The 17,960-nt window shown below is 44.4% G+C and carries 15 protein-coding genes and 1 pseudogene; 11 read left to right on the forward strand and 5 right to left on the reverse strand.

Features of this window, described 5'->3' with window-relative positions:
* Positions 1–53 precede the first annotated feature (53 nt).
* Complete coding sequence (locus GVO62_RS02180; protein ID WP_159117544.1) at positions 54–1,361, forward strand: short-chain fatty acid transporter; 1,308 nt, start codon at positions 54–56, stop codon at positions 1,359–1,361.
* Between the two features lie 109 nt (positions 1,362–1,470).
* Positions 1,471–2,028: an isochorismatase family protein gene (locus tag GVO62_RS02185; protein ID WP_159117545.1), complete on the forward strand. Its 558-nt coding sequence runs from the start codon at positions 1,471–1,473 to the stop codon at positions 2,026–2,028.
* Positions 2,029–2,109: 81 nt separating this feature from the next.
* On the opposite strand, the gene GVO62_RS02190 is transcribed toward GVO62_RS02185, so the two are convergent.
* Positions 2,110–3,636 carry an ATP-binding cassette domain-containing protein gene (locus GVO62_RS02190; protein WP_159117556.1) on the reverse strand — a complete coding sequence of 509 codons (1,527 nt, stop codon included), beginning with the start codon at positions 3,634–3,636 and terminating at the stop codon, positions 2,110–2,112.
* 119 nt (positions 3,637–3,755) lie between these two features.
* On the opposite strand from GVO62_RS02190, the gene GVO62_RS02195 reads away from it, so the two are divergent.
* From GVO62_RS02195 to GVO62_RS02205, 3 genes and pseudogenes are all read left to right on the forward strand, one after another.
* Positions 3,756–4,487, forward strand: a complete 732-nt coding sequence (locus GVO62_RS02195) for an SDR family oxidoreductase (RefSeq protein WP_159117546.1) — start codon at positions 3,756–3,758, stop codon at positions 4,485–4,487.
* 5 nt (positions 4,488–4,492) lie between these two features.
* Positions 4,493–4,780, forward strand: a pseudogene (locus tag GVO62_RS02200) (GNAT family N-acetyltransferase); the annotation flags it as partial.
* A 224-nt stretch (positions 4,781–5,004) separates the two neighbouring features.
* Complete coding sequence (locus GVO62_RS02205; RefSeq protein WP_159117547.1) at positions 5,005–6,183, forward strand: alcohol dehydrogenase family protein; 1,179 nt, start codon at positions 5,005–5,007, stop codon at positions 6,181–6,183.
* 86 nt (positions 6,184–6,269) lie between these two features.
* On the opposite strand, the gene GVO62_RS02210 is transcribed toward GVO62_RS02205, so the two are convergent.
* Positions 6,270–6,881 carry a chalcone isomerase family protein gene (locus tag GVO62_RS02210; RefSeq protein ID WP_159117548.1) on the reverse strand — a complete coding sequence of 204 codons (612 nt, stop codon included), beginning with the start codon at positions 6,879–6,881 and terminating at the stop codon, positions 6,270–6,272.
* Between the two features lie 137 nt (positions 6,882–7,018).
* Between GVO62_RS02210 and GVO62_RS02215 the strand changes: the two genes are divergently transcribed.
* From GVO62_RS02215 to GVO62_RS02230, 4 genes are all read left to right on the forward strand, one after another.
* Positions 7,019–7,747 (forward strand): hypothetical protein, encoded by a 729-nt coding sequence (locus GVO62_RS02215; RefSeq protein ID WP_236547042.1) that lies wholly within the window; start codon positions 7,019–7,021, stop codon positions 7,745–7,747.
* 555 nt (positions 7,748–8,302) lie between these two features.
* Positions 8,303–8,959 carry a FlgO family outer membrane protein gene (locus tag GVO62_RS02220; protein WP_373995997.1) on the forward strand — a complete coding sequence of 219 codons (657 nt, stop codon included), beginning with the start codon at positions 8,303–8,305 and terminating at the stop codon, positions 8,957–8,959.
* 4 nt (positions 8,960–8,963) lie between these two features.
* Positions 8,964–9,728, forward strand: a complete 765-nt coding sequence (locus GVO62_RS02225) for a FlgO family outer membrane protein (RefSeq protein ID WP_159117549.1) — start codon at positions 8,964–8,966, stop codon at positions 9,726–9,728.
* A 9-nt stretch (positions 9,729–9,737) separates the two neighbouring features.
* Positions 9,738–10,463: a FlgO family outer membrane protein gene (locus GVO62_RS02230; RefSeq protein WP_159117550.1), complete on the forward strand. Its 726-nt coding sequence runs from the start codon at positions 9,738–9,740 to the stop codon at positions 10,461–10,463.
* A 124-nt stretch (positions 10,464–10,587) separates the two neighbouring features.
* On the opposite strand, the gene mnmC is transcribed toward GVO62_RS02230, so the two are convergent.
* Together mnmC and GVO62_RS02240 are read right to left on the reverse strand one after the other, a co-directional pair.
* Positions 10,588–12,648: a bifunctional tRNA (5-methylaminomethyl-2-thiouridine)(34)-methyltransferase MnmD/FAD-dependent 5-carboxymethylaminomethyl-2-thiouridine(34) oxidoreductase MnmC gene (gene mnmC, locus GVO62_RS02235; RefSeq protein ID WP_159117551.1), complete on the reverse strand. Its 2,061-nt coding sequence runs from the start codon at positions 12,646–12,648 to the stop codon at positions 10,588–10,590.
* Positions 12,638–13,915, reverse strand: a complete 1,278-nt coding sequence (locus GVO62_RS02240; protein WP_236547044.1) for a Kelch repeat-containing protein — start codon at positions 13,913–13,915, stop codon at positions 12,638–12,640. The genes mnmC and GVO62_RS02240 overlap by 11 nt, the downstream gene beginning before the upstream one ends.
* Positions 13,916–14,283: 368 nt before the next feature.
* Between GVO62_RS02240 and fabB the strand changes: the two genes are divergently transcribed.
* Positions 14,284–15,498 carry a beta-ketoacyl-ACP synthase I gene (fabB, locus tag GVO62_RS02245; protein WP_159117552.1) on the forward strand — a complete coding sequence of 405 codons (1,215 nt, stop codon included), beginning with the start codon at positions 14,284–14,286 and terminating at the stop codon, positions 15,496–15,498.
* A 120-nt stretch (positions 15,499–15,618) separates the two neighbouring features.
* Here the strand turns inward: fabB and GVO62_RS02250 are convergent, their stop codons facing one another.
* Positions 15,619–17,340: a serine hydrolase domain-containing protein gene (locus GVO62_RS02250; RefSeq protein ID WP_159117553.1), complete on the reverse strand. Its 1,722-nt coding sequence runs from the start codon at positions 17,338–17,340 to the stop codon at positions 15,619–15,621.
* Positions 17,341–17,602: 262 nt separating this feature from the next.
* Here GVO62_RS02250 and GVO62_RS02255 point away from each other — a divergent pair.
* The coding region (locus GVO62_RS02255) for a serine hydrolase domain-containing protein (RefSeq protein WP_159117554.1) at positions 17,603–17,960 on the forward strand (358 nt) is incomplete at its 3' end.

Genomic DNA, 17,960 nt, shown 5'->3' on the forward strand with positions numbered 1-17,960 from the left:
AGTCAAAAATACGGTAGTATGCAACAAGTTTTTAACATGTAGTGAGGGCGATAATGTTAAGCCGTGCATCAAAACCTTTTGTGAAACTTGTCGAACGTTATCTTCCAGACCCTTACATATTTGTACTTTTACTAACGCTTGTTACCTTCGCATTCGCCTCATCTATTCAAAATCAATCAATATTAACTACTGTTCAGCAGTGGGGCGATGGATTTTGGGGGCTGCTTACGTTTTCAATGCAAATGTTGTTGGTGCTAGTAACCGGCTTCATGTTGGCCTGCACGCCTTTGGTAAAAGCTATACTTGAAAGGCTTGCGAGTGTAGCAAAAAAACCTGGAAGCGCCATCGTGTTGGTTACTTTGGTATCGCTAATTGCAAGTTGGATAAATTGGGGCTTTGGGCTGGTAGTAGGGGCGCTTTTTGCCAAGGCCCTGGCTAAAAATGTTTCGGTAGATTATCGCTTGTTAGTGGCAAGTGCTTACTCGGGTTTTATTGTATGGCATGGCGGTTTAGCGGGCTCTGTGCCGTTAACTATTGCAACGCCAGGTCACTTTTCCGAAGCACAAATTGGCGTAATTAGAACCAGTGAGACTATTTTTAGCAGCTTCAATTTATTGTTATTAGCAATCATGTTCGTGATTATTCCGCTTGTTAATCGGTTAATGTTACCGCCTGAGTCTGAAAGCGTTATTGTCGATAGCGCAAAGCTACAAGACGATGCTCTACCTCCAGCAACAAACGAGCGGCCCGCGGACAAACTTGAAAACAGCAAAGTGCTCGGATTACTCGTAGGCTTTGCTGGGCTAGCCTACCTTATGAATTATTTCATCGAAGGTGGTGGACTGAATCTCAATATTGTTAATACGCTATTTCTCTTCCTCGCTATTGTCCTTCACGGTTCGCCACGCAATGTACTGCACAGCCTGCACCAAGCCGTGCAGGGGGGCAGTGGCATTGTTATACAATTCCCATTTTATGCCGGGATCATGGCGGTTATGGTGCAATCAGGATTAGCGCAAACAATGTCGCAGTGGCTAATTAGCTTTGCATCTGCCGAGTCGTTGCCGGTGTGGAGTTTTGTCAGCGCAGGCGTTGTTAATATCTTTGTGCCTTCGGGTGGAGGCCAGTGGGCAGTGCAAGCCCCAGTAATTTTGCCAGCCGCCGCTGAACTGGGGGCCGAAATAAATAGAGTGGCTATGGCGGTGGCGTGGGGTGATGCATGGACCAACTTGATTCAGCCATTTTGGGCGCTACCAGTGCTTGCCATAGCGGGCCTGAAAGCCAAAGATATTATGGGATTTTGTTTAGTTCAGCTTATCGTAACTGGCGTGATAATTTCGCTGGTTTTGCGGTTCGTTTAAGAAAATCTACTTTAGATATTGTATGAAATAAAAAGTGATTCGGCGCCGTCAAATACAGTAAATGAGTTTGGAATATTACGGCACAACAAACAGTTAAGTAGTGTGAAATATGCATTTAAACCAAGAAACGATAGGGTTGTTGATCGTAGATATCCAGGGCACTTTGGCTCGGAGAGTCAGCGATAGCCAAGCAATGATATGCAAAACTGCAAAGCTAATACAATGTTGTAAATTGCTTGATATACCCGTAGTTGTGCTTGAACAAAATCCTGATGGCTTAGGTGGAACGGTGCCTGAAATTGAAACTCATGTTTCAAGCGACCCTCACTTTAAGAAGTTTTCTTTTAATGGTGTAGCGGGTACTGACCAGTATTCCTCTGAAATACTGGCGTACATTGGAAAAAAAGGATTAAGCCGGTGGCTGGTTGTTGGAATTGAAGCGCACGTATGTGTTTATCAAACGGTAGTGGGCTTACTAGAAAATGATTACGTTGTGGAAGTAATACATGACTGCATTTCTTCCAGAGAATCTTCTAACACTTTGCTAGCCATTAAAAATATGCGCGAGCGGGGCGCGCGGATCAGCAGTTTTGAGATGACAGTTTTTGAACTTTTACAATCAAGTCGACACCCCAAGTTCAGGGACGTGTTAGCGCTCATCAAATAAGAACACAACGTGAGTAAGGCACACCGTCGGTGCTAATTGTAAAGACACCACCTGAAAGACCAAGTTTTCTAACATTAACTATTAAACGTTATAGTCTTTCATATTTAACGTATTGAGAATACTTGGTATACGCTCGTCTTGATTGTGATTGACATACAAGAGTGTGCTGGTGCCAGCCTTAGCCAGTATATCGATAAGCTTAAGCACTTTTTGGCGGTTAAAGTCGTCTAAGCCATTGCAAGGTTCATCCAAAATAAGCACAGCGGGGTGCTTAACCATAGAGCGTGCTATTAGCACTAATCGCTGGTCACCAAACGACAGCGATTGAAACGGCGTGTTCTTTTTCTGTTTCAAGCCTAGTACTTCAAGCCACTGTTCTGCCACCGTGCGCTCTGCTAAGGTTGGGCGGGTGTACAGACCAATACTGTCGTGAAAGCCTGAAATTATCACGTGTTCAACACTTGCATTCACCTTGTACTGCATGTGCAACGAATTCGACATAATGCCAATGTGCTTTTTAATGTCCCATATGCTTTCTCCCGTCCCTCGTTTTATGCCAAACATGGTTAGGTCGTTGGTATAGCAATGGGAATTGTCACCGGTGAACATTTGAAGCAAACAGGTTTTGCCTGATCCATTGGGGCCAGTGATCTGCCAATGCTCATTTTTGTTAAGCGTAAAGTTGAGCTTTTCAAAAACGGTACGGTCATCGAAACGTACGAAGCCGTCTTTAAGCTGAATTAAGGTGTGAGGTAGTGAATCTAACTCACTGTTTTGCTCATTGAGGTTTCGGTCATTGCGATTGGGGTCATCGCCGTGTTTGTCTTTAGCGTTAAGGGCTAAGGGAACATTGATATCATCAGACTCTAGCGCAAACCACGTGCTTAATTCCGAGCGCAAGTCGTCATAGTTAAGTGTGCCGTCAGATTTCCATGTAATGATCAACTCATCCATAACAATCAACTGGGCTTGCATATTCTTGGGAATATCTGCGAGTTTGTTGGCGGTAAGGACCAGTGATGCCTGTTGCTGAGAAACAACAAAACGACTGAATGCGCTAATAGCTTCAACATCTAGCCCTTCAAAGGGTTCATCAAGCAAAATAATAGTGGCATTGCTTAACCATGCCAGCATGATAATAACTTTTCGGGTTTCACCTGTAGAAAGTGAAAGAAACGCATTATCAAGCAAATGCTCAATTCTTAGAGCGGCAGCCAACTCGTTGAAATAAGGATGATTTTGATAATCCTCATTAGTGCGTTCGAATAGTTCGCGAACCTGAGTTGGCTCAGCTATTACGTCTAAAATATCCGCACTGTCTTTTTGTTTTTCTTCTTCAATTATCGCTTGTTGTTTAAAAACTGATACTTCTGCAACAACCGAACTGCATTCACGACTACCGCTTACTACTTTTCCGTTACCAGCAAGGGCGGAAATTAAGAGTGACTTCCCGCTGCTGTTTCTACCTGCAACAAGGCAGTGCGATGGTGGTTTTTCATCACTTATTGCTAGCGAAAATGCAGGGGTGATGTATTGATTAGAAAGCTTTGTTTGAAATTCGGAAAGATACAGCATTAATGATATTGAATGGATATGATGTAGAGCTATTGTGAAGTTTTCTGATTATGTGTCAATGGTGAATAAGGCTTTCTGAAGACGGAGTCAGCTGGTAAGTTAGTCTTATGTGCTAAGCGCTACACTCTACAGTCGATTAAGGGAATAAATTTTTGAGCAAGGTAGTCATTGTTACAGGGGCAAGCCGTGGAATAGGTGCCGCAACCGCTAAACTGTTAGGAAGTAACAATTATAAGGTTTGCGTTAATTACCTATCAGATAAAAATGCTGCGGATAGCGTGTGCGCGTCGATAGCCGAAAAAGGTGGCGTTGCATTTGCCCATAAAGCCGATGTTTCTGATGAAGCGCAAGTGCTGAACATGTTTGAGAGTATGTACGTCCGATGGGGTGAAATAACGCATTTGGTAAATAATGTGGGTGTTTTATTCACCAAAACTGAGCTTTTCAACGTCAGTGCAGAGCGCTTCACCAAAGTACTAAATACCAATGTGCTGAGCGCGTTCTTATGTTCAAAGGCTTTTACAAAGCAAAACGTTTCAGGAGGCGCAATCGTCAATGTTTCTTCCATAGCCTCCCGCACAGGTGCGCCCTTTGAATACGTAGATTATGCCGCATCGAAAGGAGCTATGGATTCATTTACTAGAGGGCTTTCCTTAGAACTTGCCGCAAAAAATATTCGTGTGAACAGCGTTAGGCCTGGATTTATCAAAACCGACATTCACGCCGATGGCGGTGAACCTGGCAGAGTTGAGCGGTTGCGCTCACAAATACCTATGCAGCGGGGCGGTACAGCTGACGAAGTCGCTCAAGCTATAGCCTGGCTTCTGTCACCTCAGTCTTCATATGTTACTGGGTCGTTTATTGATTTAGCGGGTGGGAAGTAAAGCGCATTGTAACACTCAGAGATTTTAAAATGAGCGATGTAGGTAGGCTGGTAGATATTTTGAATCAACCGTCGGTCACCCAATTTCTGTCGACAAAAATTCCCAGCCCTTATACAAGAGAAGATGCTATGTGGTGGGTTCAAGAGGGAAGCAAAGAAGGTTTTATAAGAGCTGTAGAGTACGACGGCGAGTTAGTTGGGTGTATTGGTGTTAACCCTGGAAACTTTGAATATGAAAGAGCCGGAGAGGTCGGGTACTGGCTTTGTTCATCACATTGGCGAAAAGGCTTGATTGGCGGATTAGGCGTGTACGGACCGAAACCACACCGAGGTCCATTCATTCATATTGATACCCGTGGGATTAAGGCGCGATGAAGAAAGCCTTAACTTCGGTAGACTTTAAACACTATGCAACCGTTTAAATGTTAGCCGTCAAAACGTAGCTGCTTTGCATGAGCGTCAGGCATACGTTATTTTGGGCTTTTTAACTGTTATTAATCCTAAACGTAAGAGAGATTATGAGTATTACTAGCTTGCTTGGCGATAAGCAAAGGTTTGATGTAAATCCTGACGATACAACTATGAAGGCTGTGGTGACCATGGCGAATGGTGGTTATGAGCAGTTAAATTACACCGATGTTCCCATGCCAAAACCGCTCGCTGGCGAAGTGCTAGTTCAGGTGTTAGCAGCAGGAGTCAATAATACAGAGATTAATACTCGATTAGGTTGGTATTCTTCTAAAGTCACGCAAGGCACTGACGCGTTGGACGAGAATGACGATGAGAAATCAAGCGCAGCAGAAGAGTTAGACGGTGGGTGGAATGAACAAACCCCTTTTCCGTTTATTCAAGGGACTGACTGTTGTGGTCGAATCGTGGCGGTTGGGGAAGACGTGGACCCTACACGTATCGGAGAGCGAATTTTAATCCGCTCCTGCATACGTAAGGATTCTTGGAGCTCATTAGAAAATATTTGGATGGCGTCAGACTTCGATGGCGCTTTCGCACAGTACGTAAAAATAACCGCGAGCGAAGCGTTCGCTGTCGAGAGCGATTGGTCGGATGCCGAGCTCGGAACCATACCTTGCGCTTATGGCACTGCTGAAAATATGGTCCATCGAGCTGGCGTTTCTAAAGGCGAGCATGTTTTGGTGACTGGGGCTTCCGGAGGCGTAGGTTCTGCGGTTGTGCAGTTAGCTAAACGCCGTGGTGCGAAAGTTACTGCCGTTGTAGGTAAAAATAAAATGGACGTACTTAAGGAAATAGGTGCAGACCGCGTTATCGAACGCAATAGCGACCTAATTGAAGTGTTAGAAGAAAAGTCGGTTGATGTAGTGATCGATAACGTTGCAGGTGAAGGATTCAAACAAATGTCCGTGGTTATGAAACGCGGTGGTCGCTTCGCTTCATCCGGCGCTATAGCAGGGCCAATAGTAACCCTTGATATGCGTAACTTTTACTTAAAAGATCTCACCTTTATTGGCTGCACTGCGTGGGATGAACCGGTTTTTCCTAATCTTGTTTCATATATCGAGCGTGGTGAGATAAAACCTATGTTAGCTAAAACCTACCCGCTGGAAGATATCGTGACAGCACAAAAAGATTTCTCCGAGAAAAAGCACGTAGGTAAAATTGTGTTGCTGCCACCTGAGCAGACAGATGCGCAACAAACGTATATTGCTAAGTTAAATCGCTAGCTCGGTACTGGAAGAAAACGTGCGCGAATGGCAAATGCATAGCATATGGCGACGCTAACCGCATTTGCCTTGCACCTATAATTAGCCTAGTTCACCAAAATGTTTTGTACTAAGTCTTCTGTATCTACAATTGGGTCTTTGCCAAACCATATGGACCACAAGGCGTCAGCCAACGCTTGGTTTTCAGTTTCGACAACTAGGGTATTGTTGAAAAATACATTAAGCTTCTTTTTAGAAAGTCGTGATAACGTAAGGGTTGAATGCTTCTCTACTTCATCCTGAAAGCCAGAGGATAGTCTTTGGATATCTTGTTTAATCTTACTCAGGTCAGAATCAGCGTTATTTTGTTCAATACCCTGCATGAGAGCTTCTTCTATTTGCTCTCGTGTCACATTCCTCAAGAACTCTAGTTCAATGCGCTGTTGTGTGTTTGCATTCAAGATGAACGTTATAAGCGAATCTTTAGTAGGGAAATCACCTTTAGGCTTTTCCATGAAGTGGCTCAGTCTGTAGACGTTAAAGAAAAAGCGTTTTTTAATTGTTGTACCACTTAACGAAAGGGCACCAGGAATGTTTATTACAGTGTTTTCACCCGAATCGTTATGGGAATATGACGAATCAGTCGCCGCAACTACCGACAAAGAAAAGCAAGACATAACTAAAAAACTAAAAACGCGGCTAAAAATTACTTGCGACAAAATTGTTCCTCTGAAAAAGCTGTTGAAATAGGTAACAAGGGTAATACTAATATCGTTAATAACAGTTAACGGCTACTTACGATCAATTTCGATACTTTCTCAGTACGAAGATAAGTGATAATAAAATAGAGATTCTCTTGAAGTTTATACGTTTTCTTCTTTTCGTTCCCCTTATTGTTACTTTGAGTAAACAAAGTCATGCAGATTACCTGCAAGGATGTGATGACCCCGAGTATCTTGAGTATATCGAGCAGCGTTTTGCGTATCTTGAATCAAGGAATCGTCGATTGCTTAATGATACATTGCAAGATTATCAACGAAATTTGTCGAACAACAGCAACCCATATAAGGTGCTGAATAGCTTAAGCCGGCACATAAAATATAGCGCGCAGTTTGAGCCTATTGAGATAGCAGAATTGAAAATAGAGCGCGCGTTCGACTACGCAAACAAAATGAGCATTGAACAACAAATTGCGGGCGACGTTTACGATGGTTTTAGCAGTGAAAACCACTACGTAGATATTGCAAGAGCATGGATTGCCTACCGAAAAGGCAACGTCGAGAAAACATTTTACGCCCTTCATAATTCAATAAATGATTTAGATTCTGCGTTACTAAGCGCTTTTGGTCCAGACTTTGATTTGGTGCGTCAACTTTATAATGATGGTTATGTTGAACCGGTAGTCACATACATCAAAAAAACAGAATCGTTCTGGACTGGAAAACGACCGGATGCATTGCGCGGGGCGTGGCTCGGTATGATAAACGCTGGCTGCAAAATACAGTTTGACTCTATTGATACGATAAAAGCTGAACAATTAGGCATTGGCGCTATCAACGTTCAAAAAGCGCTCGGTCTGGATTGATAGCAGTATTAAATAACGAGTCACAAAAGCGCAGCATCTTCATTCACACCATAACAAGCCCTGCCATTAAAAGCTCTGCGTAATTTTTAACTTAGCTACCGTTTACGAAAAATATATAAAGCAGCATTGGCTCGAAGCTGGAAGGATGTCAATAGAGCCGTTGGCCACAAAGTTCAAAGATATCCCCAAGGTGGAAAATGTCAGATGAGAGCGGCATGTCAATCGGCAAAAGCGGCAACAAGTTTCCGTCTTTTTCGTCGGTTAAATCAATCTCTCCTCAAGGAAGATTGCAGAGTATCGATTTGTGTAGGACCTAGCTATGCATTCAAGCACGCATAAAAGTTAAAGATTTAAGCTTGCCATAGGAAGGTAGTCCGTTATCGAAATCACCTGTATTTGAGTAGCTACATTGCTTGGTGCGATTATTGCAATCCAGCGTTTAAAATGATTAATGAAAATGTCAGCCTTTTAGGCTGCGCAGCGCTTAACATCGGCTTTTGCGTATTTAGGCGATGATAATTTGACGTTTTTTAGCGGACATATCTAATGAATCGTATGATAAATAATGCCTCTCACGCTTTTTTGACAGGAAGTATTAGTGGATTAGTAAAAGTGCTGTGGTGTGTCGCACTTTGCGCGGGTTTGCTTGCGGGTTGCTCGACGCTTGAAGAGCCAAAAAGCCAATTTGCGCAAACCAATACCGGCGACGTATCGGCATTAGGTAATGTGGAATATCACACGTACATGTTGGCTAACGAACTTTTTGCTGATGTGGGTCCAGCGCGTCAGTCTCGCTATGCAGTAGTCGGCTTCGTGCCTGTCGATAGCATGAAATACAGCGCTGACCATCAACACCCGTTAATGTTGTTGGGTCATCAGCTTGAGCAGGGAATGATTACTGAAGCTACGAAAAGAGGCTTTTCTACTCAAGAATTTAAGCTTTCGAACGATATAATTGTTAGTGACGAAAGCGACAGAGTGTTAACACGCGATATCGACCAGTTGTCAAATGTTGAACGCGTCGATTTTTACATTACCGGCACCATGGTGTATCAAGAATCTGGTGCGGTGGTTAATGCTCGAATTATTAACGCTAGAAATAAAAACATTGTCGCTGCGGCAACACGTTTTTTCCCGGCCGAGCTGTTTTGGCGGGAAGAACAGGTAACAACCCGAAACGGCAAGTTATACAGAACCGAAGGTACGAGGTAACCCCATGAAAAGACGAAATCAATACGCGGCGCTTTCGCTTTGTGCTTCACTGCTCAGCGTTAGCGGGTGCTCTATGATGATGGGGGAAGAAGAGGTAGCCGAACAAACGCCTCAGCGTCCGGCTATGAATGTGATTGATATAACTGCCGCCGACCGTGCTCCTGCTAAGCCAGTTGATAGCACCAGTGACGCCCAGTCGCAGGGTATGGATGCTTACGGCGCTATCGGTCAACCCCCGTTGTATTCGAGTGTACAGGGCGCGTACAAAGGCCGACCTCTAACCAAGCACATTGGCGACTATGTGAAGAACATGACGCAAGATTTAATTGCCAATATGGAATACGTGAGCAACAAAACACCTATCGGTGTGACCCACTTTGCTTTACTAGATACCGACTTACAAAAAACGGATTTGCTTGGTCGTCAGATGGCGGAATCGTTTGTTCACGAACTGCATAAGTTCCGCGTGCCTGTTATCGACTTCAAAGCAACTGAGTATATTCGCATTACTGACGACGGCGACTTTGTATTGAGCCGCGATTATTTAGAATTGAGCAGCAGCCTGCCTATTGAATACGTGTTAACCGGAACAATGACCAAGCATCAAGGTGGCGTGTTAGTTAACGCACGTATATTAGGTATGGAGTCACGGGCGGTAGTGGCTACGGCACAAATGTTAGTGCCGTTCTACGTCGTAGATGCACTTATTCCAAGTGACGGAAGCCAGCGAAATGGCATGCGCGATGGCGTTAAACTAAGTCGCGGCTAGGAGTTCACAATGGTGTTTGTAAAGAAGTTAATCCCGAGTGCCTGGCTTGCAGTTGGCGTTATGCTAAGTGGGTCTATAGCAGGATGCACCAGCACAGAATCTATAGGCTCGTTTTGGTTAGGTGAAGACGGTGAAATTACACATGACGCCGAACCTGTTCCGGTGCCTAACCGTTCAGGATTAGTTTACACTCCCGACTCGCGAGACAGGCAATACCAGCAGCATGTGGAGGTAGAGCCGGGCTATAAAGACCCGTTACACCATGGCTATTCACCTTCACAAACTCATAAGCGTTTAAATGATTACGCTTCGCAGCTAGCGATGGAATTAATGGACAATGCTACCCGTCTTACTCAGCAAGATATGGTGGGTGTGGCGAGCTTTGTTAGGCTTAACCAGTCGTTGAGTGATAGTACCGTGCTTGGCAATCAGCTCTCAGAGTACCTTATTGCCGAGCTGCAAGATTTTGGGTTAGCGGTCGTCGACTTTAAGCTTGCAGGTGGCATTACAGTAACGCCTGTCGGCGATTTCGTACTCACTCGCGATGGTACGGCGCTCGCTAAGCAGGTTGAAATGGATCATATTGTAACCGGCACCATCATTGAAGATGACAGAGGCGTGCGTGTAAACGCGCGCATTGTGTCGCTGGAAAATAAACAAGTGGTGGCAAGCGCCAACGTATACATTCCTGCGTTTATCGTGATGGATTTAAATAAAATGGCTAGCGTAAACTAGCCATTTACTTCCTTTGCACTCTGTTTTCGAAAGCGAATTCCTTTCATGTTCGCTTTAAATCCTCTAAACATCTGATCTTTTGTGTCTAGGTACAGGAAAATTTTCACAAAGACCTCTCCGTTTATTAACCCTGACTTCTAATTGCTTCGCGAGTCATAAAGCGGCTTGTGTTTACAGCATTAAGCAGATCGTTGCTTAAAGGCAGCGGTTCTTTGCACAAACTGCTCACCAAAACTTCTGCCATTAAAGGCGCTGTGGTTAACCCTCGTGAGCCCAAGCAAGTAAGGGTGGAAACTACACTATTTGGCAATACTGGCGAGGCGTTCAACGGCTTGCCTACGCCTAACATAGCGTAGTCTTCTTTCAACGAATCAAAATCATGTAATGCACCCACAACAGGCTGGTGGTCTGGCGAACCCAAGCGCGTTGCCGCTCTGGCTTTACCGTCGTGTTGTAATGCCTGAACTATGCTGGTGTTTGCCAGTGCCTGTACGTGTGTAGCAAGGTTCGTTTCAGTTTCATCGCTTCGCACTTCGGTGCTTAAGTCGTTTTTAACGTAAGTTGAACCCAAGGCATGTCGACCGTCGAGCGCGGGCGTCATATAGCCCTTGTGGCACAACACGGTGTTGAGCTGTTCAATCGGCATTTGGGTGGGGATAGCTTCAACCTGACCGCGAACAGGGCGAAGAGAAAGGCTGTCAAAATCGCTAGCGTTTACCGCACCTGCACCAAGGGCAAGGATAAGGTGATCGGCAGTAATAACTTCTTCACTCTCAGCGCTACCTAAGTTAAAACGAATCCGCACCCGCTGCTTTGTTGTCTCAACTGTCTCATGAGATACATAGGTATGATTGGGTTTCAGCTCGAGTTTGCCACTTTGAAGTGCTTCCTCAATCATGGTGGTAACTAGCTGTGGAGGAGAAATCCAACCGCCCAAGCCAATGTATAGGCCAGAGTAGGGAAGAGCTAGGTTAGCGATATCGCTCACTTCTTTGCTGTCCACGGGCTTAATCAAAGCATCTGGCCATACGTCGGCAGCAGCCAATTTATTTTGGCGATCTGCTACCTTGTCGTTAAAGCTTAGTTGAATAACGCCACAGAAATCATGGGTAACGTCGGCTAGGCCACAGGCTTTTGCATGTTCAATAGTGTGGTCGTAGGCTTGCCTAGCATACAAAAAGCTGTGCGCCTGAATGCGGCTGGCAATACTTGCTTCGCTGTGAAGCTGCGGGTAAAAGCCGCCTTGTGGGTTGCCAGAAGCGCCGCTTGCAAGGGTGTCACCATCAAAATACAAAGTAGTGCAAATGCCGCGTTTTACTAAAGCCAGGCATGCCGTAGCTGCTGCAAGGCCGGAGCCTACTACTGCGACTTTACTTGTTTTATCTAAACTGCCGTTAGCGTACCTGTAATAGGGGCCAGTAGGCAGGCGAAGTTTATGCTGTACATTCTCGTTGTCTTGGCTGAAAACGCCGGTCAACATGTCGCGCTTACGGCCAAAGCCATTGCGTTTTTTTATGGTAAAGCCCACACCGGCAAGCCCACGCTTTACGATGCCCGCAGCGGTAAACGTGCCAAAGGTTGTGCCGGTTTTTGACAAACGAGCCATTTGGCTAAACAGAGCATCGGTCCACATATCAGGGTTTTTGCTTGGTGCGAAACCATCTAAAAACCAGGCATCGATTAGTCCATTTACAGGGGAGTGCCACTGGGGAAGGAGTTCGTGAACATCACCAATCCATAAGTCGAGGGTGGTTGAGTGGCTATCGAAATGCAAGCGATGGCACCCCTCAAGGCCCATGGGGTAAAGTGAAGCGAGTGCTTCCGCTTCGTCTTTAAGGGCAGGAAAAGCTTCTAGCGCACGCTGCATATCCTGTTGAGGCAGGGGAAACTTTTCCGTGGTAATAAAATATAGGCGCTTTAACGGATGGTCAGGGTTTGCAGCTCTAAATTCATTAAAGGCACGCATGGCGACCAAAAAGTTCAGCCCAGTTCCAAAACCTGTTTCGGCGATAACAAAAGTAGGGTTGCGCCACTGTTGCCAGCGCTCAGCAAGGTCGTTGCCTGCAACAAAAACGTGTTGGGTTTCATCAATTCCGCTGTCGTTAGAAAAATAAACGTCGTCAAAATGGTCGGCGACAGGCGTACCGCTCTCATTAAAATGAACCTGTGCATGCTTAGATTTCACTGTTTATTTTGCTCCGTATATGTCGTTTTGGTGTTGGCACTTTACTTTTCACGACTTCAACAGCTTGCCCATCCGATGGCTGTTTTGAAACGTCAGAGCGCGCTTGGCTTTTAGATAAACAAGGCCCTTCTGCGAGTGTGGAAAAGTGCGAGATTACTTTACTGGTCACGTGCTGTGCGCCAAGCATACCGCCAATGGTGATCCAAGTACCGTTAATGTCAATTAATCCGCGGTGATCCATCGTAGGCGCTTCAGCTTCTGTTTTCGATATAGCCCAAGTTTCTTTTGCAATATCAAAGGTCCATATGGCGCCATCTGCAGTTGAAGGTTTACCGTTATAGCCAATGCCATTGTAGTTGTACGGATTAGTCGAACCGCCCACAAAATAGATTTTATTGGTGGCCTCATCGCCCGCAGCGGCCATGCGATAGCGCGCAGAACCTGTTGGATGCTGAAGCGTACGCCAATCAATCTTGAAAGGGTTTTCCTTGTCAATTTTACCTTTAAAGCAGGCGGTTTCCGCAACGAAACTCCGGCGTTTATTACTGTGGGGTGTTACTGATACACCGTCACAAATTACCATAGTGTTATTAACGATGCCGCCAGCGTGCCCAAATACTGGATTACCTAAGAAAGGGCTCGCCTGTTGCCATTGGCCGGTTTGCGTATCATAAACCTGCACAAGATTTACGTTGCCATCGTTATGCCAGCCTGAAACTAAGTATACGTAGCGATTTTGATAAACTAGGGCAGAAGCATCATCAACCGGCACGGGCATCGGCGCCAGTAGCTCATATTTCGTCGTTGTAGGTGAGTATTTATAGACGTCTGGCGTACTAATCTCGTTGTGAGTTTCATCAACGGTGTAACCGCCAAAAATATAGACGCTGTCTTTTACGCCCACTGCTACTGATGCCAAGCGACCTTTTAGCATAAGGCTGGAGGGTACTGGGGGAAGAGCTTGCCACTGCAAAGGCTTATCGTTGTTGTTAATCACAAGCAGCCAAGCACGGTTGTGTACATCTTTATAGGTTTTGTCTTCACCTAACCCCATAAAACTGAATACATATCGTTTGTCGTCTATGGTGACAGAAGCTACAGCATTGTTTGAAACTGGCTCTGGTAGCGCGGGAAGGACGATAGGCGTAGCTGTTGCTGAGACAGTCGCTGCAGAAGCAATGATAAAGGCAGCCACCACGAAAGAAAGTCGAGGTATCGCACTTTGGAAAATGTGTAGAGCAATAGTTCTTAGCTTTTTTAATAACACAGCAATCTTCAGTTTTATCTAAATTTCTAACGTTTGGCCGCGTATTCTACCTGTCACCTTTTTGTTTTTCCGCAAAAGTTTATGTTCAAGCTATTTTGAAGGTTTTGTGAAGGTATAAATTAACGCTGGTCATGACCCTGTGCATTCGTGTTACATTGGAAATATTCTGAACAAGAAAGCTTAGACAAAGACGGCATAAACGAAAAAGAAGGGAAGTGGGAATTTACCTGTTTATACACATAAGCCCAGAATTGAAACAGGTACTGCAACGCTTAAGTATGGCAAATTTGAGTATGGCAATTGGCAGAGCAGACCACTTTACCATTCAAAATCGTTACCATAAGCCGCAACAACGCAAAGGGTAAACTATGAGAAGAGCAGTTATCACCGGTCTTGGTATCGTATCAAGCATCGGCGTAAATAAAGAAGACGTACTTGCTTCACTTAAAGCGGGTAAGTCTGGAATTACATTTTCAGAACAGTTCGCCGAAATGGGCCTTCGCAGCCAAGTTTGGGGCAACATTGACATCGATTTGAAAGACCATATTGACCGTAAAGCTATGCGCTTTATGGGCGATGCCGCAGGCTACGCATACGTGGCAATGCAGCAAGCCATTGCAGACTCTGGGTTAGAAGAAAGCGACATTTCAAACGAACGCACAGGTATTATTGCTGGCTCAGGTGGCGCGTCTTCTGAAAACCAAGTACTTTCTGCTGATATTCTTCGCGAAAAAGGAGTTAAGCGTGTTGGTCCATACATGGTTCCTCGTTGTATGGCATCTACGGTATCGGCTTGCTTAGCGACACCGTTTAAAATTCGCGGCGTGAACTATTCAATTGCCTCTGCGTGTGCAACTAGTGCCCACTGTATTGGTAATGCGCTAGAGCTTATTCAGCTTGGTAAGCAAGACGTAGTATTCGCCGGTGGCGGTGAAGAATTACATTGGTCACTATCAAGTCAATTCGACGCTATGGGCGCACTAAGCTCTAAATATAACGACAATCCTGCGGTGGCATCACGTACTTATGACGCGGCACGCGACGGCTTTGTAAGTTCAGGCGGCGGCGGTATGGTTGTTGTTGAAGAACTTGAGCACGCGCTTGCACGCGGCGCAAAAATCTACGGCGAAGTAGTAGGTTACGGCGCTACATCAGACGGTTTCGACATGGTTGCACCGTCGGGTGAAGGCGCAATTCGCTGTATGAAAATGGCAATGCAAAATATTGATGCGCCTATCGATTACTTAAATACTCACGGCACATCAACGCCAGTAGGCGATGTAAAAGAACTTGCCGCTATTCAAGAAGTGTTTGGCCAAGCGGGCGTGCCAATTAGTGCAACCAAGTCACTAACAGGTCACGCACTAGGTGCAGCGGGTGTAAACGAAGCTATCTATAGCTTGTTGATGATGGAAAATAACTTTATCGCGCCATCAATTAACATAGACACGCTGGATGATGCAGCACAAGGCTTAGATATTGTTACCCAAACACGTGAAGCAACGCTGAACACAGTGATGTCTAATAGCTTTGGCTTTGGCGGTACTAACGCTACGCTGGTTATGCAGCGTTATAACGGTTAAACAAATCCGCTTGAACCAGTAAGCTTTTTTAGCATCAGTTAAGAAGTTTCAAAAAACAAAAAGGGCGTAAACCTGAACACCATGAGTGTTAGTGTTTACGCCCTTTTTTATTGTAGTTAGCTATAGCTTTCTAAAATAAAGATTGCGAACACGACCGTTAGATATCCTAAAGCCATTTACCTCACCGTGAAAATCGCGCTCGAATAGGATATCGCCAACTTGTGAGCTAAAAAAGTCACCTTTGACTGGCGCAATATAATGGTCGCTTAGACGGTGATGAGAAATTTTTAGCTGTTTATTTTCTGGTGAAAAGTGATAGGTGGAAGAAAGTTCAGGGCTGAAGTAACTGCCGGCGTATTGCGATAACCAGGTTTTGGTTATTTTGACTGGTGTATAGCCAACCGACACATACGTATCGACGTTGTCTACTTGCACTGTCATTAATTGTTTCTCATCACCTTCAGTAAACTTAACATAAATCTCTCCCTCTACATTCAGCATTTTGAAGGTGTTTTCGCTGATAGGAGCAAGTACGCTTACGTCATCTTGGCCTCTCGAATACATTAGTTTACCGTTTTCTAAATATATCTCTCGTGAGTACGCTTCTGGTTCATACCAATAGTGGCCCACATAGGCATTGAGTGTCTCTTCATCTAACTCAATAGAATCAGATATTTGTTTAGGTGAGATAGACTCCAAAAATGCGTTAGCAATCGCATTCTGAGGGGGAGGGGGATCTTTCTTCAAAAACCTGTCAGCAATTTGTAGAGCCAATTCCCATGGCCTTGCATCTGCGCCATTGTTCAATATTGCTATTGCTAAATTTTGTTTAGGGAATCGAGCTAAATACGAACGAAATCCTGCGTCTCCGCCGCTATGCTGAAAATATTTGATACCTTTGTAATGACTAATAAATTGCCCATATGCGCCACCAAATGTTTCTCCATTGTTTAAGGACGCAAGGGTGTTTATTTGCTCGATTATAGCAGGGCTACCCACAGTCGGCTCGGTAAAATTAGCTGACCATTTCAGCAGATCTTCTGCGGTCGTAAACAAACTGGTTGCACCTACATTTGAAAAGTTCAACACACTTTTTTTGTAACCATTACCATTGCGCTCGTATGAATAGGCTCTATTGCTAACGATCTTCTGATGGTCGTCATAAAACAAGCTGTTACTCATACTCAATGGCGTGAATAGCCTTTCTTGTGTGAATTGAGCAAAAGATTTACCGCTAACACGTGCAACAACCTCTGCTAATAGTGTGAACCCAGTATTTGAGTACAGATACTCTTCTCCCGGTTTGAAGTTTAGCTCTTTCTGTTTTGCTACCATTTTTAGTACGTGTTCGGTAGTGATTACGTCATCTAATCGCCAACCAGCCATACGCAACAAATTCCATTGATCTCGCATGCCGCTTGTATGCGATGCCAAGTGACGTAAGGTTATAGTGTGACCAAAATCCGGAACTTCTGGAATGTATTGTCGTATGTCGTCATCGAAATTTAACTTACCTTCTTCAGCAAGTAGAAGAATGGCGAATACGGTGAATTGCTTAGATACAGATGCAACGTGAAACATAGTTTCTGGCGTAACAGGTATATCGTATTCTAGGTTTGCACTACCGTAACCTTTTGAAAATATAATCTCTCCATCCTGCAGAACTGCAACTGAGGCCCCTGGCTTATTAATATCATCGAATTGGGTAAACAGTCGGTCAAACTCGATAGTTTGTTGTGAAGGGCTATTAAGAGGCTGTTCAGGTTTTGAAGATGGTTGGCAGGCGAATAAACCAATCAATAGTAGAAAACTAATGACTAGACGCGCTGCAAAATTAGACATTATAACGATTCCTTGTTATCACTTATTTTTAATTTTTTTCGACGAAGAGCAAACGTCAATACGCTGCAGAAAAACGCAAAAGCTATCCACAGGCAAAGATTAGAGTAAAGTTGTTTTAATTTGTAGGCAAACGTTTCTACACGAAAATAATTAGATAGGGATAACTCATGCACAGATTTGTTCAGGCATTCACTATTGGCCTACTACTAAATTCAGGTAAAGCTGTTGCACAAAATAATCAGATAATGCTTTTAGAAAAAAAATGGACGCTATTGCTGAAAAGAGCATTAGCCCAGATGGGCCTGGATGTTCTATAGGTATAATCCAGAACAAAGAGTTTATTTTCAAAAAAAGCTATGGACTAGCCAATATTGAACACCAAATACCGCTAAGTAGTCAATCGGTATTCAGAATGGCGTCGGTATCAAAGCAATTTACAGCTTTTGCTGTTTTGCTGTTAGCTGATGATGGCGCCATCGCGCTGACTGACGATATTCGTCAGCATTTGCCAGAACTAAAAGAATATGGAAAAAAGATCTCCATTAACTCAATACTCGGACATTTCAGCGGTTTGGGCGATTTTGAAGATCTGCTAAATCAGTCTGGAATGGCGCAGAAAA

It is taken from the genome of Alteromonas sp. KUL150 (assembly GCF_009811475.1).
GTDB classification, from domain to species: domain Bacteria; phylum Pseudomonadota; class Gammaproteobacteria; order Enterobacterales; family Alteromonadaceae; genus Alteromonas; species Alteromonas gracilis.